Raw genomic sequence first — 24570 nt, 5'->3', positions numbered from 1 at the left:
CGATCGCATTTAAATCATTCGTTTTATGGACAACAAGTTGATCGACATCGTGACCACCCGTCAGAACAACTGTTTCTGCCCGGACATCAAGGTCGTAAAGTCGTCCCGCAATAGCGGCAGGATCGCGTCGGCGACCGGTTGCAACTGCCGTGTCAGATAGTGTTCGTAGTCGATCGCCGAGCGCAACGTTTCGAGCGGTTCCGGTCCGGCGGTTGTCATCACATAGCTGATCCAGCCGCCGTCCTGGTATTGCAGCGGGCGCCCCTGTCGCCGGTTGAACTCGTCGGCCACACGCGCCGCGCGCACATGCGGCGGCACGTTGCGCTCGTAGTCGCCGAGCGAGCGGCGTAGCCGCTTGCGGTACACGAGTTGATCGTCGAGTTTTCCTGCCAGCGTATCGCGCACGTAGTCGCGCACATAGTCCTGATACGGCAATTGTTTGAAGATTCGCCGATAGAGCTCCTGCTGAAACTGCTGAGCGAGCGGCGTCCAATCGGTCCGCACCGTTTCGAGTCCCTTGTAGACGATGTCCTCGCTGCCGTCCGGCAAAACAGTCAGCCCGGCATAGCGTTTCTTGCTGCCTTCTTCGGCGCCGCGAATCGTCGGCATGAAGAAGCGCTTGTAGTGCCGCTCGAATTGCAACTCGAGTGCGCTCTCGAGTCCAAAACGCTCCTGCAGATTCTGCCGCCACCGCGCGTTGATATGCTCGACAAGCGCTTGGCCGATGCGACTCGCGTCTTCCTCGCTATGCGCGTGCTTCAGCCACACGAAGGTCGAATCCGTGTCGCCGTAAATGACCTCGTAGCCTTGCGCCTGAATGAGCTCACGCGTGGTGTGCATGATTTCATGGCCGCGCATGGTGATCGACGATGCAAGGCGCGGATCGAAGAACCGGCAGCCGGTGGATCCGAGCACGCCGTAAAAGGCGTTCATGATGATCTTCAACGCTTGCGAAAGCGGCTTGTTGTACTCACGCTTGGCGGTTTCGCGCCCCTGCCACACCTGGCCGACAATCGACGGCAAACAATGGCGGGTGCGCGAGAAGCGTGCACCGAGAAAACCCGGCACTGATTGATCGTCGCCGGGATTGAGCATGCCTTCGACGAGACCCACCGGATCGATCAGAAACGTGCGGATGATCGACGGGTACAGGCTCTTGTAGTCGAGCACCAGGACCGAGTCGTAGAGGCCAGGCCGTGAATCCATCACGAAACCACCAGGGCTCGCGGCGCCGGCCACGTCACCGAGATTCGGCGCGACGTAGCCTTGCCGATGCATCCGCGGCATATACAGATGCGTGAACGCCGCGACCGATCCGCCGCTGCGATCCGCAGGCAGGCCGGTGACCGTCGCGCGTTCCAGCAGAAACGGCAGCAACTCGGTCTTCGCAAAGATACGCGTGACCAGCTCGCAGTCTTTCAGGTTGTACTGCGCGAGCGCGGGCTTGTCCGCATCGAAGCGACGCTGGATTTCATCCATGCGCTGATACGGATTGTCGATCGACTTACCTTCGCCCAACACCGTGCGCGAGACATATTCGAGGCTGAACGAAGGGAAACTCCACGTTGCGGAGCGCAACGCTTCGATACCGTCGATGATCAATCTTCCGGCGGCGCCCGCGAAGAAATGGTTCTGTTTGTGGCCGTGCTCACGCCATTCCATGACCGCACCGCCGCGGCCGAGCCGTAGCGGCACGCGATATTGTTCGGCGTGCTGCTGCAGCACACGCAAATCGAACTGCACGAGGTTCCAGCCGATGATCGCGTCGGGGTCGTGCCGTTCTAACCACGCGTTCAGTTTTTCGAGCAACTGTGCGCGGGTTTCGCAGTATTCGAGGTCGAAGTCGACACCGCTGGCGTCGCCGTTCGGCGGCCCCAGCATATAGACCTGGCGCTGCCCGCAACCTTCGAGCGCGATCGAATAGAGTTCGGCGTGCGCGCTGGTTTCGATATCGAGCGACACCAGCTTCAATGACGGGCGGTAGTTCGTGGCGGGCTTCAATTCGCCGTTCAGAAGCGGACCGCCATGCTGCGCGTCGCCGGCGAACCACACCGGCGCGGTAATGAAGCGCTCCATCATGTAGCGCTCGGGCGGGAAGATGTCGGCCTCGTACACATCGACGCCGCCTTGTTTCAGGCGTTTCTCGAAGCCCGTCAATTGACGGTACTGCGGGCAGTAAAGCCCCATCACCGGCCGCTGCTGGAAGTCGCACAGTTCGAGCGGACGCAGATCGAGCGGCGCCTCGCGGCGCAGGATGGTTTCCGCTCGCTCGCGGTGGTCAGCCGGAATAAATGCCACCGAAGGCTGAGGACGCAGGCGCACGTGACGGGGCCCGCCGTCTGTTGCCAGCCAGAAATCCACCTCCGTGCCGGCGGGGGTATCCCGCCAGTGTCGGGTCAAAATGAAACCCTGTTCAAGCTCAGTCAAACTTCCACCTCTAAACGGGCGTCATCGCCTGGCTCGATTTTACCGTTATGCGCTTTGGGCCGTGCCCCCGCGGTTTCCGTGGCAGCGAAGGGGACTGGGTTCGTCCGCATGGCACGTCTGGATGCAGACGCGCGGCGTAGTCTGTATCATCGTTTTGCAGCGATTCCTTCGGCGCAGGCCATGCGCCGGTCAAGTCTACTAAGAACGGAGTGAGCGATATGACGTTGAGCAAACTTGTTGTCGTGGTCGCGGTAGCTGCAACCAGCTTTGGTGCGCAGGCGCAAGTCGCCGGCACACAACCCTTGAGCGTCACGGTCGAGCAGTCCAATGCGCTGCTGAGCGGCTGGAGCGTGAAGAAGAGCATTCTTGGCAAAGCCGTCTACAACGATCAGAACGAGAAGATCGGTTCGATCCGCGATCTGGTGATCGCGCCAGACGGCTCGCTGTCCGCTGCCATCGTCGCCGCCGGCGGATTTCTCGGCGTGGCATCGCATGACGTAGCGGTGCCGATCGCTGCGCTGGATATTCGCGGGGGGAATTTCTATCTGGCCGGCGCGACCAAGGACGCCTTGAAGGCGACGCCCGAGTTTCAGTACAACAAGGTTCAGGCACCGCCGAAGCCTAAAAAGCTGACCGGCCAGTAATGCCTCAAGCCGGCGGGTCCAGCGGCTGGGCCGCACCAGGTGGCTTCTGAACGGCTGCTGAATCCCGCGGCAAAAGAAAACGGCGCTCGCGGCGCGAATCGGTAGTTGGCCCAAACCGTTTCACGCTTGCAGCGCCGTTTTTGCCTTCAATGCGGGCCCCGTCGGGCCACCGCTCACGCTTCCAACGCGAGCGTGGCGAACGTGCCCAGCCAGTGTTCGCCCATATAGTCGCCCGCCACATGCGGCAGGGCGCTCTGAAGATGCTGCTCGGCCGAATCGAACAATGCCGTCCGGCGCACGTCGCCGGCGGGCAGTGCGCGCGCCAGCGACCGCTGGCACCATGCGCGGCTCAGATTCAGACCATCCAGGTGGGCGATCTTGCCATCGGTACGGTCGGTCACGGTGACGGGTTCGAACAGCGTGGCGGGCTTCTTCGCGCCGAGATCGGGCAGAAAGCGCCTGAACCATTCGACGAATTGCGCGGGCGGCAACACGCGCCGCATCAATTCCGCTTCCATCAGGGAAGGCGACAAAAACTCGTCGCCGGCGGGCTCCCATGCCTGACAGGCGACATCGTTCAGGAACCAGCGCTCTGCCGTATTCACCAGCAGCGCCTCGAGCGATTCACGCGAAGTCTGCCGCGCGAAATCTAGCGTGAGCGCCAGCGCGAATGCCATGTTGAAGTGCGTGCCGACGCGCAGCGGGTAGGTCGCTTTCGGCAGAAATTCCTCGAAGCGGCCGACAAAAGTCTCCGTAAGCGGCGCAAAGACCTTGGACCAGCGTGCGGCCTCCGACAGCTTCAGCGAATGAAGTTGCGCGCTCAGCGCGAGCAACCATGCCCACCCATACGGGCGCTCGAAACCGCGATTGTGCGGCAGGTCGAGATACGCCAGCTCACCGGCCACATTCGCTTCGGTGAAATGCTCGTCGACCACCGCGACGATGCGCGCTGCTTCAGGCAGATCGGGAAAGCGGTCGAGCAGATGCAGGATCAGCCAGTAGCCGTGTACGCTTGAATGCCAGTCGTAGCTGCCGTAAAAAATCGGATGCAATGCGCGCGGACCTTGCACGTCTTGCGGACCGGCGAGCGAGTGGGTCAGCTTGTTCGGATACTCGCGCGTGAGGTGGGCGAGCGCAAGATTGGCGAATTTGGACGCGAATTCGGGCGTGAGTTGGACAATCATCGGCGCCTCCTCAAAAGCGGAATACAGATAGGTACGACAGTATGATATTGACGACCGAGAATAGTAAAGCAGCCGGTCGCCGCGCCTTGATCAGGTCATTCTGGCCCTTCAGTTCCAGCAGCACGGCCGGCACGATATTGAAGTTCGGCGCCATTGGTGCAACCAAAGTGCCGTAGCGGCCGCGCAGCATGCCAATCTATCCAGAAAGTGAATACGGGCCATTCCAACATTTAATTTGTGGATATGTCGGCGCTCCGATATGGTTCAACGATCCATTCCACGCAGGACCATGCGGCGCAACGAACGCAACCCGATCAGGGCGTGCTAAATGAGTCCTTGAGTCCTGATTTGCAGAGGCCAGAACCATGTTCGACCGCGTATTCGTCAATGCCGTAGACGCCGACGGCAACCCGCTCAACCTCGCCGTGCGTGAGGGGCGCTTTGTCGCCATCGGTCCGGAACGTCCCGGGATCGACGGCGCGGAGGTCGTCGATCTGGAAGGGCGCCTACTGTTGCCCGGTTTCGTCGATGGACATATTCACCTCGATAAAAGCTTCGTTGGCGATCGCTGGCGTCCTCATCGTCATGTCGCGAGCCTGCGTGAGCGTCTCGCTATCGAAAAGCAGGAACTGGCAAGCGCCGCGCCTATCGTCGAGCGCGCCGATGCGCTGATCCGCCAGGCCGCGTCGTACGGCACCATTGCGATGCGCAGTCATGTCGACGTCGACGCGACGACGGGTCTGACCAACCTGCATGCCGTGATGGAAGCACGCGAAAAATGGCTCGGTGTGGTGGATATCGAACTCGTTGCGTTCCCGCAGGCGGGCGTCGTGTCGTGTCCGGGCACGGCGGAGGTGCTCGATGCAGCCGCCCGTGAAGGCGCGCAAGTGGTGGGCGGAATCGATCCGACAACGCTGGATGGCGACGCCGATGGCCAACTCGATATTGTCTTCGGCATTGCTGAAAAGCGCGGCGTGAAGATCGATATTCATCTCCATGAACCGGGGCAGCAGGGGATCGATCAACTGCACCGCATTGCCGCGCGTACCCATGCATCGGGGTTGAACGGCCGTGTATCGGTGAGCCACGCCTACGGGCTCGGCGACGTCGCGCCCGAGGTGGTGGATCGTGTCGCCGCCGCGCTTGCGGAAGCCGGGGTATCGATCATGACGAATGCGCCGGGCGACCGCGCGTTCCCGCCGATCCTGCAACTCCGCGCAGCCGGTGTGCGCGTGTTCGCCGGTAACGACAACATTCAGGACGCGTGGTGGCCATATGGCAACGGCGACATGTTGCAACGAGCCATGCTGGTTGGTTATCGCTCCGGTTTTTATACCGATGAAGAACTGCGCGTTGCGCTCCACATGGCGACGGAAGCGGGCGCGGCCGTGCTGGAGAAAAGCAGCTACGGACTGAAGGTCGGCAATGAGGCGACCTTCGTCGTTGTGAAAGCGCCGAACGCCGCCGCTGCCGTTGCTGCGGCGCGGGCTGATCGGGCCATTGTTCGAAGCGGGCAATTCTGGGGCGATTCGTCCCGTTTGCTGTTCAAGGTCACGACGGCCGGACAGGGCTTGGTTGACTGAGTGCGTCAATCAGCTCGCCGTCGCGCGCAACGATGCGTCCGTTCGCGATAACCAGGCGGCGCCTGGGCCGGGCAACCACGGCATGCGCGACGCATTCCGCATCGACCAGCACGAGGTCCGCGCGTGCGCCGACACGCAGGCCATAGTCGGCAAAACCGCAACCTCGAGCGGCAGCGTCGCTCACGCAGTCGAAGGCAATCGCGAGGTCGTCATCGCGCCGCAAGTCGTAGCGCATGCCGATCAGCATCGCGCGCTCAAGCATGTCCGGCACGCCATACGGCGACCAGGTGTCGCGAATACCATCGTTGCCGCCGAAGATCGTGATGCCTTTGTTCCTGCAAACCTTGAGCGGCGGAACGGGGCGAGACGGCGGCGCGCTGGTGAGAAGCGCCACGCGCAGATGCGCGATCCGTTCGAGCAGCGCGTCACGCTCACGTTCCGGTAGTGCGCCGAGGCAGAATGCGTGGCTGACGACCACCTGACCCTGCATGCCCATCGCCTCGACGCGATCGAGCAGCAGTTTCAGCGTGAATGCGCCGACCTCACCGGGTTCGTGCAGATGGATATCGATCGGCTTGCGGTAGCGCTCCGCCAGCTCAAAGGTCGCGTTCAGCGACGCGACGGGATCGCCGTCGATCAAGGCAGGATCGAGTGCGCCGAGTACGTCGGCGCCTGCGTCGAGCGCGCTGCCGAGCAATTCGACCGTGCCGGGACGGATCAACATGCCTGACTGGGGAAACGCGACGATCTGCATGTCCAGCACATCGCGCATCGTTTGCCGCGTGCTGAGCACGCCTTCGATATAACGCAGCCCGGCGTCGGTATCCACGTCGACATGGGTACGCAGGCGCGTCGTGCCTGCCTGCACGAATGCGCGCGCCAGAGCGAGCGACTGGCTGGCCGCATCGTGTCCCGATGTCTTACGCCATTCGCGCTCGTTGCTGATCCGGTCGGTTAGTGCGGGTCCGACCTCGTTGCGATACCACGCGCGGCCCCAGTGGCTTTTGTCGATGTGCGTGTGCCCTTCGACGAAACCCGGCAGCAGCAACGCGCCGCCGCCGTCTTCGGCCAGCGCGCCAGGGCGCGCTTCGACATGCGGGCCGAGCGCCGCGATGCGGCCGTCGGCGATGCCTACGGAAACCGGTTGGCCGTCGGCCAGCCGGACGTTGGAGAGAAGAAGAGAGCGAGTCATGGTGGTCATGCCGATTCGACGGAAGTGGCGATACGGGCCCGCGCGCCGCTTCGTCGCGGCTGCCGAGGAATGGCTTGATGTTATCCATCTCACCCGGCATTCGAAAATTAAATGTTCAAATGCATGTTAGTTGGAAATTGGATACCATTGATTAGACATATGCCATTGTCAGGCGCTGCGAGGCTCGATGAAACCCAACGCCAAAGCGCGTACACCGCTATTCGATCTGGATCTGCTGAAGGCCATCGTCATGGTGGCCGATTGCGGCACCTTTACTGCGGCTTCCGCACGGCTTCATTCCACGCAGTCCACCATTAGCCAGAAGGTGCGGCGTCTCGAGGACATGGCGGGGCACAAGCTACTCGAGCGGGGCAGTCGCGACGTGAGTCCGACCGATGCCGGCGAAACCTTGCTGGCCTACGCGCGCCGCATGCTTGCTCTCAACGATGAAATGATTGAAGCGCTGTCGGGCGCGACGGTGGGGCTGACTGTCCGGCTGGGCGTGCCGGAAGATTTCGTCGGCGGTCCGACAACCCATATGCTTGCCGCGTTCAACCGCAAGCATCCGCAGGTCAAGCTGGAAGTGACCAGCGGATTGAGCCGCGACCTGAGCAATAGCTACGATCGCGGCGATCTCGATCTGATTCTCGTGAAGCAGCGGCGCAACAGCCGTGAAGCCGTTGCGTGCTGGCCGGAGCAATTGAGGTGGATCGACAGTGCGAAGAACCCTTCGATCCAGCTTGATCCGATTCCGATCGTCGCGTTTCCGCCGCGCGGGTTATACCGTGACGACATGACCAACGCGATCGAAGGGCTCGGGCGCCGCTGGCGGATGAGCTTTATCAGTTCCAGTTTGAGCGGAATCCAGGCGGCCGTTGCCGATGGTCTCGGCATCAGTCTGCTGCCCGCGCGCGCAGTGTTGGCGGATCACGCCGTGCTGACACCGAAGAGCGGGCTGCCTTCGATCGAAACCATGGATATCGCGCTGCTGCACCGTCCGACGGCTGATGCCGCTGTTAAGGAGCTCGCGCGTGCGTTGTCGCGTATGTTCGGGCCGCAGCGCCGGTGAGCTAGAACAACGCCAGAATCCGCTGACGTGCCTGCAACGTTTCGGAACACCAGTCCCTGAAGGGAGCAACGCGCCCGAAATTCAGGTGATACCCAAGCGAGATCACTGCACGGTGATTGAGTAACAGATCGGCTGTCGCTGGTTCGGAGTTCGTTTCCTTGATATCGGCGGCCTCGTCAATTTCGCGATTGAGCCGCAAATACTTTAGCGACTTTGCGAGTTGCGCGGGCCTCTTGCCAAGGAGCCGCGCTGCGTCGCCGAGGGGCATCCACAACGCGTTGCCATCATGTCGAACATGCAAGCGCTGACCGCTCACTCGGCATACGTAGACGATTTTTTCAAACTGACTCATTTCAACGACTCGCAAGGTGACGATGCCACGGCTGGTCTCATCTCCGTGTGTGCAAGATTCGAGGAAGGTCACCCCTCCTTCAAGCCTAACCGGCTGCGGCGATACGCCTTAAATGATCGAGCGCCTTACTCCACAACGAACAATATGCGTCCTCCGTCATATATGCTGCGTGTGACGTCAGGGTTGTGTTGGATCGTCCTGTAAGCGTGTCGTCGCGTGGCAATGGCTCTGCGTCAAATACGTCCAGAGCGGCGTGGCCCATTTGCCCGGAGTCAAGTGCCGCGATCATCGCTTTCCTGTCGATCAGTGCCGCACGAGCGGTGTTAACGAGCAGAAATCCTCTCCTGGGAAGCTGCAACAATTCCTCAGTCAACAATCCCTGCGTTTCCTTCGTAAGAGCCAGATGGATGGAGACCACGTCCGCCGTTTGAAGCGCTTTGCGTAGATCGGGTTCAAAGAAGGGAGCTGAACGGGGAGTAGCACTCCATCCGTGCACATCCATACCAAGTGCTTGCCCAAGTTCGGCCACGGCTGTCCCTACGCCACCGAGACCAAGCACCGCAAGCTTGCGCCCCTCGAGCTGCTGGCCTGACAATGGCATCCAGATTCCACCGCGCACGTCGCGATCCATTCTGGCAATCTGTCTTGCCCCCGCAAACATCAGGGCGACTGTATGTTCGGCCACGGCCCGGTCACCATAGCGCGAGACGGTCGACACAGGAACGTCAGCACTTTCTGCGGCCGTCAGGTTAATGTATGAACTCGCTCCCGTACCCATGAACACAATTTCGCGAAGCCCGGCGTTTTCACGAAACAGGGCATCTGGAACGAAACTATGTTCGACCAGGACCACATCTGCACCTTGGCACAACTGCAGCATCTCTTCGCCATCAGGACTGCCCACGTGAATGTCCAGACCCGCGGGAACCGGCAGGCGTCGTCGGGAGATCACTTCATGCAGCTCCGGGGTGCAGTCTACGAAAATCGTTCTCATCGCTGTTGGTTGTCCCGCTTTCGAATGATTGCGGTGATCTATCGGCGCAACTGCGAGTACCTGCCGTTGCCCTCGCCATTGCGATCACGCGTCGGATGACAGATAGGCTATTGCCTGGATTTCAATCTTGTAACCATCGAAGGCGATCTTCGATTCAATACAGGCGCGGCCCGGTGCATGGCCTTCAGGAACCCATGCATCCCAGACCTCGTTGATCTCGTGGAAATAGCGAATATCGCTGAGCCATACGGTCGCAGACACCAGATTTTCCCGGTTCGCGCCGTGGACCGCGAGCAGCCGGTCGATGCGATCCAGAATCTCCGTCGTCTGGGTCTTCGCATCGGCGAACTGATTGTCGTACGCCAATTGGCCCGCGATATAAATCGTATTGCCCGCGCGTACAGCCTGGCTCATGCGCCTGGATGTTTCCGTTCGTTGAATCGTCATCGTGTCCTCTCAAGTTGACATCGTGCGTGTCGCTTACACACAGCACTGAAGACGGGGAGCGCCATTGCCTCCGCACCTCTTTTTTCCTCTGTGCAAACGCTCACGATGGTCTTCATCAGGTCCGTTGATATTTCGACCCGGTATGTCGACGGAGTGCATCGCCGCGTTAAAGGTTTGGCGGGCCGTGTGCGGTTTCGAGAGGCGAGTTTCAGTGTATTGGACTTGCACAGAAGCCAATACCGAGATCAGGACCTTTGTGGCGCAGGCCGCGCTAAATTTGCCCTATTTGCAGCATTTTCTGTTGTGGATTGGCTCGGCCGCCCCCTGTCTAACTGAGCTGGACTTGTCCGGTATTTTCTAGCGATATACCACGCAATTTCGATACTTTTTGCCGCGCCACCTCGCTACGATCAAGTCAGCGGTGGCTGAGCACTTCACTATTCACGCCACGGCAAAGTCGATTGTGGGAACACCATTCCTGGACGACCGAGGCTTCACTACAACTGGTGTCGCTGTTCGCCTGCAAACTACGTGGAAGAAACTGATGAAAGTCGTTGTACTAGGAGCGGGACTCTCGGGCGTACTCGCCGCCTACTATTTGAATAAGGACGGCTTCGACGTCACGGTGGTCGACCGGCAGCCTGTAGCGGCGAACGAAACCAGCCATGCGAACGGTAGTCTCATTTGCCTCGGACACTCGTATCCGTGGGCTTCCCCCGCAGCGCCGGGGATTCTGCTCAAATCCCTCATACGTGATGACCAGGCGTTGCGATTGAGCCTCAAGTTTTCGCCGCGCATGTGGGCGTGGCTTTTCAAGTTCCTGCTTGAATGTCCACGTAGCCGCGCCGACCGTCACGCTGCGTCGCGCCTGAGACTCGCGTCCTATTCGCAGTCGCTTATGGGCGAAGTCGTCGACGACGCGAAGCTGCAGTTCCACCATACCGATCGGGGACTGCTGTACATCTATCGCAATGAGTCGACGATGAAGCACGGTGTCGAGCAAATGCGCGTACTCGAAAACAACGGGCTTCCGATCAGGATAGTCAATCCGACGGAGGTCGCAGCTATCGAGCCGTCGCTCGAACCGGTCAAGAACGAGTTCGTCGGCGCAGTCTACGTTCCCAGCGATGGCACTGGGGACGCCAGACTGTTCACGGTCGAACTGGCGAAGGTACTTGAGGGACGGGGCGTCAAATTTCTCTATAACACCGACGTTAAAGGTCTCAACGTGGCGAGCGATCGCGTCGTTTCAGTCGAAACGTCTCGCGGCCCGATCGAGGCGGAAACGTTCGTCGTTGCAATGGGTTCCTACTCTCCGCTTTTGCTCAGACCTCATGGTATCAAGCTGGACGTCTTTCCAGTGAAGGGCTACTCCATGACCGTCCCTATCGAGAATCTGGACCAGGCGCCCGTGATTGGCGGACTCGATGAGGACAACCTCCTGGCGTTCTCCTGTCTCGGCGACAAGCTTCGGCTCACCGCGACGGCGCAATTTGTCGGCTACGACACATCGCATGCGGAGAGCGATTTCCGGCATATGACTCAGGCCGCGATAAGTCTGTATCCGACCATCGGAAATTATTCAAAGGCGAAATACTGGGCCGGATTGAGACCCGCTACGCCCGACGGCAATACCCGATTCGGCTCGGCGAAATACCAGAACCTGATTCTCAACACGGGGCAGGGGTCCATGGGTTGGACAATGGCATGCGGCAGCGGCCGGATAACGGCTGACCTCGTTGCGGGACGAAAGCCCTCCATCGACATTCGCGAGATGGCTTGGCGGAACTGACGAGTACGGCGGTTGCCCGTTGCTTCGGCAGATGCAACAGCCCCATGAGCCTCTGCCTATCGAGCACTGCGTTGCGCGCACGGGAGATAGAACCGGTCCGGTTCATCCGGGTGCACGAATCTTCGTGCATAGGCCTACCGGTGGACATTAACGTAAATAGCAGTGAAAGAGCCTTGCGTTTTCGTACGTTGAGCAGGATGGTTCGTCGAATTTGGCTGCCTATGCTCGGAATCGCTGGACGATGTCGTGTCGACTTCACCATCGAATGAGACGCACGAGCCAGTTTCCCATCCATGAGGTAACAAATGAAAACGCAATTCAATTCCGCATTTGCATTGGCCGTGTTTTTTTCCGCTATCGTTGCTCACGCCGAGGTGGTTAAGATCGGCGTGGCCGGCCCACTTACCGGGGCGCAGGCGCTCTTCGGGAAGGACAATGAGCGCGGCGTAAGGTTGGCGATCGACGATCTGAATGCATCAAATCTGAAGATCAACGGACAACTCGTTAAGTTTGAACTGATCTCGGAAGATGATCAGGCGGACCCGAAGACAGGAATGTCAATTGCGCAAAAACTTGTGGATTCTGGTGTAAAGGCAGTGATCGGCCACTACAACTCTGGTGTGATGATTCCCGCCGACCAAATTTACAATAATGCGCGCATCCCAGTGATTACCGGGGCCGCCTCCAATCCAGCGGTCACGGCGGCTGGCCTTCCGTACGTATTTCGCTTGGCGGCCAACGATAACGTCATGGGTGCCCGGATGGCGGAATTCGCCCGGAAAGAACTCAAGGCTGACAAAGTCGCTGTGATTGACGATCGCACGGCTTATGGTGCCGGTGTGGCCGACGTCTTCGTGGAGACCGCGAAGAAACTGGGGATGTCGATTACGACTCGCGAGTTCGCGACGGACAAGTCAGTTGACTTCACCGCGATCCTGAACAAGATCAAAGCCACGAAACCTGACGTGATCTTTTATGGCGGTTACTACGCTCAAGCAGCGACTGTCGGCCGTCAATCCCGTCAACTTGCGCTGACCGTTCCGATTCTTGGCGGTGACGGAATCTGCTCTGTCGAGCTTCCCAAGCTTGCCGGAGGAGCGCTTGACGGGCGAGGCTATTGCGCCCAGGGTGGTTTGCCGCTGGAGCAACTGGAGAAGGGGCCCGAATTCGCCGCTCGCTATACCAAGGAGTTTGGCAGCAAACCTGACATCTATTCGCCCGCCTTCTATTCGGCGACCATACTTGTGAGCGATGCCATGAAGCGGGCTAACTCAACCGATCCCGAGAAGTTTGTCCCCTTGTTGAAGAAAGACGCGTTCTCGACCTTGGTCGGGGCGGTCCGCTTCGATGCTTCGGGAGAATGGGCTAACGCGCCGGTTACGCTGTACAAGATTGCTGACGGGAAGTTGAACCAGATCCGGCAATAGGGTTATCCCGCGATACCGGGCGGGATAAGCGATTGACGGGTTCCGGCGGAGGAGCGGCGCGAGGGTCCGGTTCGTGTCGGGTCCCCGACAACCAGGGGGTACCCACAGTAAGGTATCCAGCGATCGCCTTTTGCTAACATGCCAGGCAGAAGCCAGCAGCAGATTCTGCTGCTGGTGTGCGGACGAGCAACAGAGATTGCCGATGCGGTGGGCAACATAAGTAACGGTTGCTGAGCGTGCCCAATAGACTATGTCTAGCTCACCAACCAACAGGAGGAGTTACTGTGAAACTGACCGACTTCGATACACTGACTTTCGATTGCTACGGCACGCTCATCGACTGGGAAACGGGTATTTTCGAGGGGTTGCGTCCTCTGCTCGAACGCGTCAACCCGCCGCTGACGCGGGATCAGGTTCTTGAAGCACACGCACGTCATGAGTCGTCGCAGCAGGCCTACACGCCGGCGAAGCGTTACCAGGAACTGCTGCCGATCGTGTACAAGCGACTCGCCGAGGAATGGCAGGTGCCTTTCACGTACGAGGAGTGCCTCGCCTACGGCAAGTCCGTACGCAATTGGCCGGCGTTTGAGGACTCGGCGAGCGCGCTGCAGTATCTGAAGAAGTACTACAAACTGGTCATCCTGTCGAACATCGACAATGACAGCTTCACGTACAGCAACGCGAAGCTTCAGGTCGAATTCGACGCGATCATCACCGCAGAGGACGTCGGCTCCTATAAACCGTCGCCGCGAAACTTCGAGTACATGCTGGACAAGCTGGGCGCCCGCGGTATCCGGAAGGAGAAGATCCTCCACACCGCCGAGAGTCTGTTCCACGATCACAAGCCCGCGAACGCGTTCGGGCTTGCATCGTGCTGGATCTATCGCCGCCATTCGCAAACCGGTTTCGGTGCGACGATGAACCCCGGTGAGCAACCCACCGTGAACTTCCGTTTCAACAGCATGGCCGAATTCGCGAAGGCTCACCAGGAAGCGCTGCTGCAGAAGTAAGTAGTCGATAAATTTACCGGCCCTTGTGCCGGTTTGATTTGCCGCGCCAGTGCCGGCGCGGCGAGTTCCGCGCAAGCCGGAACACCCCAGTTAAGGAGCCCTTCATGCGGCTGACGGATTTTAAGGCCCTGACATTCGACTGCTACGGCACCCTGATCGACTGGGAATCGGGCATCGTCGCGGGCCTGTCAGCATTGGTCTCATCGCTTGACCCGCCATCGACGCGCGACCAGGTGCTGGAAGCGCACGCCCGTCACGAGTCATATCAGCAGAACGCGACGCCCGACATGCCGTACAACCGGCTGCTCGAGGTAGTCTACAAACGGCTCGCGGAGGAGTGGGGCGTCAGCTACACGCGCGAGCAGGCGGAGGCTTATGGTCGTTCGGTGCGCGATTGGCCCGCCTTCCCGGATTCGGCAAGTACGCTGCAGTATTTGAAGAAGTACTTCAAGCTGGTCATCATATCGAACGTGGATAACGAGAATTTCACATACAGCCGCGCCAAGCTGCATGTGCCCTTTGACGTTGTCGTCACGGCTGAGGATGTGGGAAGCTACAAGCCGTCGAGCCGTAATTTTGAATATATGCTCGACGTGCTGTCGACACTCGGTGTGCGTAAGGACGAAATCCTGCACGTCGCGGACAGCATGTACCACGATCATGAGCCAGCCAACCGGTTGGACATTCGTTCATGCTGGATTCATCGGCGCTTCGAGCAGCGTGGGCTCGGTGCGACGATGCGCACATTCGCGGAGCCGTCTGTCGATTTCAGGTTCACCAGCATGGCGCAGTTCGTCAAGGCACATCACGAGGAGCTTTCCCGCGTGTAGCGGGGACGCCGGTTCGCCCGCCGATTCGAGAACAGAACGATATGAGCAACCGACCAAAACTCGACCGGATCGACATCAAGATCCTTGCCGAATTGCAGAGGAACGGCAACATCACCAACGCGAATCTCGCGGCCGCGGTTGGCCTTTCTGCGAGCCCGTGCCTGCAGCGCGTCAAGCGTCTTGAATCAGCCGGTGTGATTTCGGGCTACGGTGCTCACGTGAATGTCGCGAAAGTGACCAGCATCGTGTCAGTGTTCACGGAAATCATGCTGCATGACCATCGGCGCGAGGATTTTGTGCGCTTCGAAGCGAACGTGCGCGATTTCGACGAGATTACCGAATGTCACCTGGTGAGCGGTGGGTACGACTACCTGCTTAAGTTCGTCGTCAAGGACATCGGTCACTACCAGGAAGTGATTGAACGCCTGCTCGACCGCAATCTCGGCATCGAGAAGTATTTCAGTTACATCGTGATCCGTTCGCCGTTCGTCAAGCACGGAGTGCCTCTCGACAAGTTGCTGACAGATAACGACTGAAGCTGCGCAGTGGTCGTGGTTGGAACACTGGCCAATCTCCCGTATTAAAGCGTGGCGTTGCCCTGAAATCTTCCTGCGCAATGTATGAAATCAGCGTCTATTCCTCGCGAAGCCGATACAGCTCAATGGCGAACTGCAACTGAAAACGAATACGAGGATCCTCAAGCGATACGCCGAGCGTGCTCTCGATTCGCTCGACACGGTAGCGCAGCGTGCTAATGTGGATGCCGAGTGCCTTTGCTGTGTTCGCAAGTTGGAAGCCCTCGTCGGCAAGCGTGCCGAGCGTATCGAGTAGCGGTTCGCCGCGCCGCTTCTCCGCCAGTGGCAGCACGAGCCGCTCGACTAGCAAATCGCGCGCGTCCGCTTCGCCCATCAGTGCGCGCGGGAAGAGGATCTCGTCGAAGTGATGCAGCCGGCCGGCCCGCAGCGTCGGAACTAGCGCCTCGACGTCCTTCGCGCCGAGGGCCATGCCTTTCACGCCGCTGTGTACGCGACTCACCGCCATCGCTGCGCGCCGGTCGGTTACGGCTTCCCAAAGTGCCGCCACCGATGCGTCTGCTGGCAAGATTAACCGGATCTGGTTCAGCCAGATTCCGAGCAATTCCGGCATTCCCTTCGCACGCAACTGGCGCTTCAGTGCATTGACCCAGCGTTCGCGGCGTTCGAGTCCTTCGGTCGTCAACGGGATCGGCTCGTCAATCAGCACGAGTCCAATTCGATACGGGGCGGCTTCGCTCCAGCCGAATACGCGAGCCCGTTCGAGGGCGCTCGCCGACGTGGTGAATTCGCCGTCGAGCAGGCTCGCGACGAGCGCATAGCCGAGCCGGTCTTCCTGCTGTGCGAGCGCTCGCTGGTGCATCATGTGAAGCGCCGCCACGACACTCGCGTGCTCGATAGCGCGTGCGTCCAGCTCATCGGTCTCGTCGTCGGCGAGATCGAGCCAAATGAGCGCGACCACCGTGTCCTGCAGACGCACCGGGTGGCAGAGCCGTTGTGCGTCGCCGTCCGCCGTTGCGAATGCAAGCTTTGTCGGGCGATTCGCGGGCCCACGGTAATGGGAAGGGAGGTCCACACGCGTTGCGTCGAGGAACTGCGGCTCGAGAGCCGCCAGCGCGCCGACGTCGCTAATGGAACTGCCGAGCACATGGCCTGCAGGATCGGTGAAAGTCACCGCTCGCCCGAGCAGACTGCTCAATGCGCGCGCAATATCAGACAGGCTCGTCGCGGACACTGCTGCATTCGTGAGCGCACGGTGCAACTGCTCTGAGCGTTCTATGATCGCGCCCTGGAAGTTGATGATCTTCGCGAGGATCTCATGCGTGACATCGCTAAACTGCACCGCCCATGGCAACTCCAGCAGAGGCAACCCGACGCGGTTCGCTTCTTCGAGCGCCTCGGTTGGGAAATGCTCGCGGAAATTCGGCACTGCGAGTACGACCCCGGCGAGTCCGATCGCGCTCAGATCCCGGACGAGTTGGCGCGAAGCGGTCTCGTCTCCGGGCCAGTTATAGCCCGTCGATAGTAGAAGCTCGCCCGATTTCACCCAGTTCGCAATGTCCGGGTGATCGACCATATGCACCCAGGTGATCTCGCGCTGAAGATTCTTGCCGCCGGCGACGACTTGGGCGTCCCGCAGCACGGTTTCGCGAATTGCGGTCTCGAGTTTCATCGCGGCTCCCCGGGAACGACGCGGCGGGGCGCCGCGAAGTCTAGCAAGATCAGGTGCCGCGCGGCTGGCGGTAGCCGAACAGCACGCCGAGCAAGCTGAATGCGGCTGCGAACATCACGTAGAACGCGGGCGCCATCGCGGTGCCGGTTCTGCTGATCAGCCAGGTCAGGATCAGCGACGCGAAACCGCCGAACGTCATCACGGCGAGGTTGTACGCGACCGACAGCCCGGTCGACAGCACCTTGGCCGGGAACGTTTCGGAAAGCGCGGCGAGAATCGGGCCGGTGTACACCGCAATCAGCACGCCGAACACAGCCTGGAATACGCACAGCGTGGCAAGCGACGGCGCCGACACAATCATCACGAACAGCGGCCATGCGAGGATGAGCATCGCGGCCGACGCCCCCCCGAGCAGCCATTTCCGCCCGATTCGATCCGACCACCAACCGGTGATGGGCGAACACACGGTGATCACGCCTCCACCGACCATTGCGGCGATGAATGACGCGGACGCCGGCAGCTTCAGCACTCTGACCGAGAAGGTCGGCATGTAGAACAGAATCACGTAGATACATACAGTCCACAATACGACCATCGCGAAACTGGCGAATGCTTGCCACGGATAATCGCGCAGCACATCCGCGAGCGGTGTCTTCGACTTGTCTGTCGTTTGCAGGAACACCGGCGTTTCTTCGAGGTTGCGCCGGATGAAAAAGCCTATCGGCCCGATCAGCAGGCCGCAGAGGAAGGGAATACGCCAGCCCCAGTTCTCGACGTCGGCCGCCGACAGGCCAAGCGTAATGCCGGTGCCAAAGCACGCGCCGAGCAGCACCGCGAAGCCGATGCTCGTCTGGATCCAGCTCGAGTAGTACGCTTTCTTGCCAGGCGGTGCGTGCTCGGTGAGGAAGGCCGTTGCCGTACCCATCTCGCCGCCCGCGGAGAAGCCCTGCAGCAGCCGCGCCAGCACGATGAGACAGGGGGCTGCAACGCCGATTTGCGAATAGGTCGGCGCAAGGCCAATCAACGCGGTGCCGGCGCACATCAGCAAAATTGTCAGCGAAAGCGCGGCCTTCCGGCCGGCGCGATCCGCGTAGATCCCGATCAGGATGCCGCCAAACGGCCGCACAAGAAACCCGACGCCGAACGTTGCAACCGACAGCATCAACGACGTCAGTTCGTTGCCCGTTGGAAAGAACAGCTTCGCGATAATGATGGCGAAGAAGCCATAGACCATGAAGTCGAACCATTCGAATCCGTTGCCGAGCACGGTCGCGACGATAGCGCGTCGTCGCGCAGTGCGGTCCTCTTCGTAGCCTGCGGACAGTTGCACGGTATTCATTTCCACCACTCCTGATTTGTAATATCTGCGACGGCGTCGAGCCGGGGGACGGGGCAGCGCGGCGCACCCGTTCACAGCCATTGGACTTAGCCACAAATCGCATAACTACCCACCAGAGAGAGGAAAAACGAAGCCTACCTTCGCATGAAAGATAGAAGAATCTTTGAAAGAGGGGAAGGAATACGCAGATTTTCCTATTTTAAGTAGGTATTCCCGGCCGTTCTGGCTCCCTACCATGGGGACATTCTATGGAGGTGAACCTGATGAGCAGTCGAGAACTGAATACGACCAGCCAACTGGCCGCGATGCGGCAAACGTATGTGGCACGCGGCGTCGCGACCGCGCATCCGATTTTTGCGCAGCGTGCGACCGGCTCGTACTTGTGGGACGAGGACGGCCTGAAGTATCTGGATTTCGTCGGAGGCATTGGTGTCCTGAACGTCGGGCACAACCACCCGGCGGTCGTCGCAGCCGTCCAGCAGCAACTGGAGTCGTTCTCCCACGTGTGCTTTCAGGTGGTCGCTTACGAGCCGTACGTTCGTCTTGCTGCGCGACTGTCAGAACTTGTTGCACCCGGGCAGGGTTACAAGTCGGCATTCTTCACGACGGGCGCTGAGGCTGTCGAGAATGCGATCAAGATCGCACGTGCTTACACGAATCGGCCTGGCATCATCGCGTTCCGCGGTGGCTTCCACGGCCGTACGCTGATGGGGATGACGCTGACCGGAATGAGTGCCCCGTACAAACAGAACTTCGGGCCGTTCGCGCCGGATGTCTATCACGCTCCGTATCCGAACGCGTACCACGGCGTGTCGTCGGACGACGCGCTTGCCGCGCTCGAGCAGATCTTCACGACGCAGATTGCCGCAGAGCGCGTCGCGGCGATCATCCTCGAGCCGGTGCAGGGTGACGGTGGTTTTCTCGCAGCGCCGCCGGAATTCATGCAGGCGTTGCGCGCGCTTACTCAGCGTCACGGGATCGTGCTGATCGCGGACGAGATCCAGACGGGCTTCGGCCGTACCGGGCAGATGTTCGGTTTCCAACATTCCGGTATCCAGCCCGACCTTGTGACGGTCGCAAAGAGCCTCGCGGGGGGACTGCCGCTTTCAGGCGTCGTCGGCCGGGCGGACATGGTCGACGCCCCACTGCCGGGTGGGCTCGGCGGTACGTATGGCGGCAATCCGCTCGCTTGCGCGGCGGCGAACGCGGTACTCGACCTGTTCGAGCGTGAGAACGTTATCGAACGCAGCCGCGAGATCGGCGCGCAGCTCCGCGAAGGACTCCTGGTACTCGCCGAGGCGCACGACGAGATGGGCGAAGTTCGCCAGACGGGTTCGATGGTGGCGGTCGAGTTCGTGACGGATCGACGCACGAAGACTCCCGCGGCTGCACTCGTGCAGCGCGTGCTCGATGCAGCGCGCGACGAAGGCTTGCTGCTGATCAAGTGCGGCGTCGAACGCAACGTTGTCCGTTTCCTCGCGCCGCTCACGACGTCGGCGCAGGATGTGACAGACGCGCTGGCTATGTTCGGGCGCGCAGTCACTACCGCGAAGCGCGCAGCTTGAACGATGCACGCGATGCACGCCCACGAGGTCGTCCCGCAATGGCATGCGCGTCTGGCGGGTGTGCTCGATCGCATTCCGGCGACATTTCCAGTCGTCAACCCGGCTACAGGACTCGTCATCGCACAGGTGTCGGCATGCGGGAGACAGCAGGCGCTACTGGCGATCGAGGCGGCGTGTTGCGCCGCGAGTCCATGGCGTGAAACCACTTCCGGGGTTCGCAGCACTCTGCTGAGGAAATGGGCGGCACGGCTCGTCGACGACGCCGGTCGCGTCGCAACGACGGTGACACTCGAGACCGGCAAGCCGATCGGCGAGGCGCGGCGAGAGGTCAGCGACGCGATCCGCGCGATCGAGTGTTATGCCGAGCAGAGCAGGCTGACGGAGGTGGCGGCTGTCACGGAACACCTTGGTGAGCGGAGGCTCGAGCACCGGTTGCGGCCTATTGGCCCGGTAGCCGCGATCACCAACTGGTGCCAACCAGTGCTGACGACGGTGCGCCGGGTCGCGCCTGCGCTCGCCGCAGGTTGCCCCGTGATCCTGAAGCCGTCGTCCCGCGCGCCGCTGAGCGCGTTGACAGTGGCGAGCCTGTGGGATGCCGTCGGCGGCCCGACTGGCACGCTGCAAGTGTTGACGACAGACGACTCCGTTACCGCGGCTGATGAGTTCATGGCCGACGCACGCATCGGCATGGTTTCGTTCATCGGAGGCCGAGATGTTGGCCAGCACCTGGCGCGCAAATGCGCTGACGCATGCAAGGACGTGTTGCTTGAAGTAGACGGCCAGATGCCGTTCGTCGTGCTGGCGGATGCCGATCTCGAACGCGCGGCGGATGCGCTCGTCGCCGTCACGTTTCTGCGTAATGCGGGACAGGATTGTACGAGCGCGAACCGGCTCTATGTCGACGAGCGTGTTGCGGAGCATCTGGTTCGCGCGGTGGTCGTGCGTACGGCCGAATTGCGCTGCGGTGACTCGCTCGATGCGCGGACCCAGGTTGGGCCATTGGTCGACAGCCTGACTTTGAACATCATCGACGAACAGATTGAGGACGCGGTATGCGACGGCGCGCGGGTCGTGATTGGGGGCAGGCGCCTGGGCGGTTTGTACTTTGCGCCGACCGTGATTGATCACGTGCGGCCCGGCATGCGAATTGTCGAGGACGCACACGCGGGGCCGCTGCTGCCGGTACTGCGGTTTGCCGAGACAGAAGAGATGGTCGAGATGGCGACGTCGACCGGAAGGGGGCGGGCGGCATGGATCTGGTCCGGGGACCATGTGGCCGCACGCCGCCTGGCAACCGAACTTGGATACGACGACGTATGGATTAATGATGCCGGAGAAGCTCATGCCGACCGAGCCGGTTCCAGCGTCGTCTGGTCTGAAACCGGCGAGGTCGCGCGTTACGTCAGATCCATGATGATCGCATCGAACTTGTGTGCAATGGAAACTAATCGAGAGAGATGATGAGTGAAGGCAGTGCGTATGAAGCGTTCAATCAGGTCGACCTGCGTGTCGGCAAGGTCGTGCGTGTGGAACTCAACCACGAAGCGAAGAAGCCGGCGTACAAGCTCTGGATTGATTTCGGCGAACTGGGCGAGCGCACGACGAGTGCGCAATATACGGAGTTGTACCAGCCGGAGCAGCTCGTCGGGAGGTCGGTCGTCTGCGCGGTCAATCTCGGCACGCGCCGGATCGCCGGCTTCAAGTCTGAGGTGTTGATGCTCGGCGTCGAGCGGTCCGAAGGCGCCGTCGCGTATCTGACAACCGAGCGTGACGTCGCACCTGGCACAAAAGTTTTCTGACGTCGGCACACGCCGCGCTATCTGAAATCGCATCACACGTGCCGCATGGCACGTGACGAGATATCTGGAGGTGACATGACGAACCCCTCAAAGGCCGCGATCGAGGTGGGCGAGGAGATGGTCGCGGGTTTCGGCCGCAAGGGACTGGGGCAACTCCGGCCGTCGACTACGAGGGATCGCGGCGAAGGGCCGTTCGGACGGCTCGTGCTGCGCGGCGCGATGGTCATCGACGGAACGGGTGCGCCGCCGTGGGGACCGGCCGACATTGTCATCGAGGGCGACCGGATCGTCACGATCGCCGCGGTCGGCGTGCCTGGTTTGCCGATCAACGATACTCGCCGGCCAGCCGAGGGGGACCGCGAAATCGACTGCGCCGGCAAGTTCCTTACCCCCGGCTTCATTGACAGCCATGCACACATCGGCACGCCGTTCCATGCGGAAAGTGGCGAGATGATGCCTGCGGACTATGTCTACAAACTCTGGCTCGCACACGGCGTTACCTCCGTTCGCGAGGCTGGCTGCATGAACGGACTTGCGTGGACGCGTGAGCAGGAAGACGCGTCGGAAGCGAACCGGATTGCGGCGCCGCATCTGCATCCTTATGTCTATTTCCCGGCTGTCAACGACTACCTGAAGACGATCTACAACCCCGACGAGGGCCGTGAATGGCTCAGGCAGGTGCGGGACAAGGGTGCTGAAGGTGTGAAGTTCTTCGGTGCCCCACCGGCGATCATGCAGGCTGCGCTCGACGAATGCGCAAAACTCGGCTTGCGGACATGCTGTCACCACGCGCAATTGTCCGTGGGGCGGATGAATGCGCTGAGGACAGCGCAGTGGGGGCTGACGAGCACCGAGCACTCGTATGGCTTGCCCGAAGCGTTGTTCGACGGCCGTACGTTGCAGGACATCGACGACAACTACAACTATAACGACGAGTATTTGCGTTTCGCGACGGCTGGACAGACATTCCTGCAGGCCGCGCGCCGAGGCAGTCGCAAGTGGGACGACGCGCTCGCTGCGTTTCTCGAGGCTGGCCATACGTTCGTGCCGACAATGAACGTCTACGACAGCAACCGCGATCTCATGCGCGCGCGCCGCGCCGAATGGCATGAAGCCTACACGGATAGCACGACATGGAAGTACTTCCAGCCGCAGCGTGGCGGTCATGGCGCCTATTTCTATCGCTGGTCGGTAAAGAACGAGGTTGAATGGCGCGAAAGCTTCCGTATCTGGATGACATTCCTCAACGACTACAAGAATCGCGGCGGTCGCGTATGTATTGGAAGCGACTCGGGTTTCATGTTCCAGATCTACGGTTTCGGCTTCGTGCGCGAGCTCGAACTCTTGCAGGAGGCAGGCTTCTCACCGCTGGAGGTGTTGCGTGCAGCGACGCTGCATGGTGCGGAACTGCTCGGCATCGACCATGATACCGGCACGCTCGAAGTCGGTAGTCGTGCTGACCTGCTTGTGCACGACCAGAATCCATTGTCCGATTTCAAGTTGCTGTACGGTACGGGTGCACTGCGGTTGAACGACGGGCGTGGCGCTCTTGAGCAGCAGCGCGCGTTGCGGTTCACGATCAAAGGCGGCATGGTGTTCGACGTTGCGGAATTGCTGGCGGATGTCCGGGTGATGGTTGCGGCAACCTGGCCGAATGGCGAGGGGCCATTCGACAGCAGGGCGGAGTGAAAGGGATGGGTGCGCCGACGCAACTGGTGATTCTCGCGGGCCTGCTTGGGAGCGGGAAGACGTCGCTCGTTGAGGCCTTTCTAGACGGCACGAGCGTTGACACGGCGACAGCGGTGATTGTCAACGAGGTCGGCGCAGTCAACATTGACGGGGCTGTATTGTCGGAATCCGCGCGTGGCGCCACGGTGGCGACGCTGAGCAACGGGTGCGTATGCTGCTCGTTGACCGACGACCTGGTGACGACGATTAGCGATCTGGCCGCCACACGTGAGCAGTTGTTACTGCCACCGTTTGAACGAATAGTGCTCGAATGCAGTGGATTATCGAAGCCTGGGCAAGTGATGCTCGCGTTGAATCAGCTAGCGGAATTAAAGCTTCGCGTTCATGTTGTTGTCACTTACGACTGCAGTCGTCCACCTGCCGACTATGGCGACTCTGATGATGCGGTGGCGCAGCTTGTTGCCGCTCATACGATCGTACTGACCAAGACCGACATTGTCATTCCGTCCCTCCGGACACTTGCGGGAGACACCGCGCGAACGCTGAATCCGCTCGCTCGTGTGATTGACGAATTTTCGCTTTCGGCGCGCGCGCGGGAGGCGTTTCGCGATTTCGGGGATGTGTTCGCCGCTGGCTCATCCCTCGTCGACGAGCAAGTGTTCAGACCGCGAGCGTTAATTCACCCTCGCGTGCAGGTGTTTCGAGCGCGGTTCGTTTCGCAGGCAGACTGGCAGGATGTGCTCGACTGGCTCGAGAACATTGCCGGCGCGACGGGGGAGCGCCTGTTGAGGATGAAGGCGATTGTCGCGGGAGCGTCGTCTTCCGATCGAGTTCTCTTGCAGAGCGTTGGCACGACGTTCGCGGCGCCGCGCAGGCTGGCGCCGGGCAGCGCATCAGAGACGACGGCGATCTTCATTGTTCGCGATTTCACACTCGAAGATATCCAGGGCATCGAGTCGACGTTTGAAGTGGCGTGGAGCGCTCTACGCAGCTAGACCACGAGAGGACAACAACCGGCGCCT

Annotated in this window: 22 protein-coding genes; 13 read left to right on the top strand and 9 right to left on the bottom strand. The window is 60.5% G+C overall.

Annotation, left to right across the window (positions count from 1 at the left end; all coding sequences use genetic code 11):
* Window positions 1-60: 60 nt before the first annotated feature.
* Window positions 61-2427, bottom strand: coding sequence for a DNA polymerase II (locus P3T25_RS34095; RefSeq protein ID WP_429361393.1), 2367 nt, complete (start codon window positions 2425-2427; stop codon window positions 61-63).
* A gap of 218 nt (window positions 2428-2645) precedes the next feature.
* Here P3T25_RS34095 and P3T25_RS34090 point away from each other — a divergent pair, with 218 nt between their 5' ends.
* On the top strand, window positions 2646-3071 hold the full coding sequence (locus P3T25_RS34090) for a PRC-barrel domain-containing protein (RefSeq protein WP_154565617.1): 426 nt from the start codon (window positions 2646-2648) through the stop codon (window positions 3069-3071).
* Between the two features lie 173 nt (window positions 3072-3244).
* Here P3T25_RS34090 and P3T25_RS34085 read toward each other — a convergent pair whose 3' ends face one another.
* Complete coding sequence (locus tag P3T25_RS34085) at window positions 3245-4255, bottom strand: DUF2891 domain-containing protein (RefSeq protein ID WP_429361390.1); 1011 nt, start codon at window positions 4253-4255, stop codon at window positions 3245-3247.
* A gap of 10 nt (window positions 4256-4265) precedes the next feature.
* On the bottom strand, window positions 4266-4445 hold the full coding sequence (locus P3T25_RS34080; RefSeq protein ID WP_429361388.1) for a 5-oxoproline transporter, DUF979 family subunit: 180 nt from the start codon (window positions 4443-4445) through the stop codon (window positions 4266-4268).
* A 175-nt stretch (window positions 4446-4620) separates the two neighbouring features.
* On the opposite strand from P3T25_RS34080, the gene P3T25_RS34075 reads away from it, so the two are divergent.
* Window positions 4621-5838: an amidohydrolase family protein gene (locus P3T25_RS34075; RefSeq protein ID WP_429361386.1), complete on the top strand. Its 1218-nt coding sequence runs from the start codon at window positions 4621-4623 to the stop codon at window positions 5836-5838.
* On the opposite strand, the gene P3T25_RS34070 is transcribed toward P3T25_RS34075, so the two are convergent.
* Complete coding sequence (locus P3T25_RS34070) at window positions 5807-7030, bottom strand: amidohydrolase family protein (RefSeq protein ID WP_429361460.1); 1224 nt, start codon at window positions 7028-7030, stop codon at window positions 5807-5809. The two genes, P3T25_RS34075 and P3T25_RS34070, sit on opposite strands and share 32 nt — an antisense overlap.
* 187 nt (window positions 7031-7217) lie before the next feature.
* Between P3T25_RS34070 and P3T25_RS34065 the strand changes: the two genes are divergently transcribed.
* Window positions 7218-8099, top strand: a complete 882-nt coding sequence (locus tag P3T25_RS34065) for a LysR family transcriptional regulator (RefSeq protein ID WP_429361384.1) — start codon at window positions 7218-7220, stop codon at window positions 8097-8099.
* Between the two features lies 1 nt (window position 8100).
* Here P3T25_RS34065 and P3T25_RS34060 read toward each other — a convergent pair whose 3' ends face one another.
* From P3T25_RS34060 to P3T25_RS34050, 3 genes are all read right to left on the bottom strand, one after another.
* Entirely contained in the window at window positions 8101-8451 is a 351-nt protein-coding gene (locus P3T25_RS34060) for a hypothetical protein (protein ID WP_429361382.1), read from the bottom strand.
* A gap of 85 nt (window positions 8452-8536) precedes the next feature.
* Entirely contained in the window at window positions 8537-9445 is a 909-nt protein-coding gene (locus tag P3T25_RS34055; protein WP_266240498.1) for an NAD(P)-dependent oxidoreductase, read from the bottom strand.
* Window positions 9446-9529: 84 nt separating this feature from the next.
* Window positions 9530-9892, bottom strand: a complete 363-nt coding sequence (locus P3T25_RS34050; RefSeq protein ID WP_171926147.1) for a RidA family protein — start codon at window positions 9890-9892, stop codon at window positions 9530-9532.
* 544 nt (window positions 9893-10436) lie between these two features.
* On the opposite strand from P3T25_RS34050, the gene P3T25_RS34045 reads away from it, so the two are divergent.
* From P3T25_RS34045 to P3T25_RS34025, 5 genes are all read left to right on the top strand, one after another.
* Window positions 10437-11684: a D-amino acid dehydrogenase gene (locus P3T25_RS34045; RefSeq protein ID WP_266240499.1), complete on the top strand. Its 1248-nt coding sequence runs from the start codon at window positions 10437-10439 to the stop codon at window positions 11682-11684.
* A gap of 305 nt (window positions 11685-11989) precedes the next feature.
* On the top strand, window positions 11990-13111 hold the full coding sequence (locus P3T25_RS34040; protein WP_266240500.1) for a branched-chain amino acid ABC transporter substrate-binding protein: 1122 nt from the start codon (window positions 11990-11992) through the stop codon (window positions 13109-13111).
* Window positions 13112-13395: 284 nt separating this feature from the next.
* Entirely contained in the window at window positions 13396-14121 is a 726-nt protein-coding gene (locus P3T25_RS34035) for a haloacid dehalogenase type II (protein WP_266260596.1), read from the top strand.
* Between the two features lie 104 nt (window positions 14122-14225).
* The gene (locus tag P3T25_RS34030; RefSeq protein ID WP_266240502.1) at window positions 14226-14951 is read left to right on the top strand and encodes a haloacid dehalogenase type II; all 726 of its coding nucleotides are present in this window, start codon (window positions 14226-14228) and stop codon (window positions 14949-14951) included.
* A 41-nt stretch (window positions 14952-14992) separates the two neighbouring features.
* Window positions 14993-15487 (top strand): Lrp/AsnC family transcriptional regulator, encoded by a 495-nt coding sequence (locus P3T25_RS34025; protein WP_266240503.1) that lies wholly within the window; start codon window positions 14993-14995, stop codon window positions 15485-15487.
* Window positions 15488-15584: 97 nt separating this feature from the next.
* Here the strand turns inward: P3T25_RS34025 and P3T25_RS34020 are convergent, their stop codons facing one another.
* Entirely contained in the window at window positions 15585-17156 is a 1572-nt protein-coding gene (locus P3T25_RS34020; protein ID WP_171926152.1) for a PucR family transcriptional regulator, read from the bottom strand.
* A 49-nt stretch (window positions 17157-17205) separates the two neighbouring features.
* Entirely contained in the window at window positions 17206-18495 is a 1290-nt protein-coding gene (locus P3T25_RS34015; protein WP_429361377.1) for an MFS transporter, read from the bottom strand.
* 263 nt (window positions 18496-18758) lie between these two features.
* On the opposite strand from P3T25_RS34015, the gene gabT reads away from it, so the two are divergent.
* From gabT to P3T25_RS33990, 5 genes are all read left to right on the top strand, one after another.
* Window positions 18759-20060, top strand: a complete 1302-nt coding sequence (gene gabT, locus P3T25_RS34010; protein WP_266240505.1) for a 4-aminobutyrate--2-oxoglutarate transaminase — start codon at window positions 18759-18761, stop codon at window positions 20058-20060.
* A gap of 12 nt (window positions 20061-20072) precedes the next feature.
* On the top strand, window positions 20073-21521 hold the full coding sequence (locus P3T25_RS34005; protein ID WP_429361374.1) for an aldehyde dehydrogenase family protein: 1449 nt from the start codon (window positions 20073-20075) through the stop codon (window positions 21519-21521).
* Window positions 21521-21859 (top strand): tRNA-binding protein, encoded by a 339-nt coding sequence (locus P3T25_RS34000; protein WP_266240507.1) that lies wholly within the window; start codon window positions 21521-21523, stop codon window positions 21857-21859. The genes P3T25_RS34005 and P3T25_RS34000 overlap by 1 nt, the downstream gene beginning before the upstream one ends.
* 75 nt (window positions 21860-21934) lie before the next feature.
* On the top strand, window positions 21935-23548 hold the full coding sequence (locus P3T25_RS33995; RefSeq protein WP_429361372.1) for an amidohydrolase family protein: 1614 nt from the start codon (window positions 21935-21937) through the stop codon (window positions 23546-23548).
* A gap of 26 nt (window positions 23549-23574) precedes the next feature.
* Window positions 23575-24543: a CobW family GTP-binding protein gene (locus tag P3T25_RS33990; RefSeq protein ID WP_429361370.1), complete on the top strand. Its 969-nt coding sequence runs from the start codon at window positions 23575-23577 to the stop codon at window positions 24541-24543.
* Window positions 24544-24570: the final 27 nt, after the last annotated feature.

This window comes from Paraburkholderia sp. GAS32 (assembly GCF_050434225.1).
Taxonomy (GTDB): Bacteria; Pseudomonadota; Gammaproteobacteria; order Burkholderiales; family Burkholderiaceae; genus Paraburkholderia; species Paraburkholderia madseniana.
The sequence above is the reverse complement of the archived record's forward strand: the minus strand, read 5'-3'. Positions and strand labels throughout refer to the sequence as shown.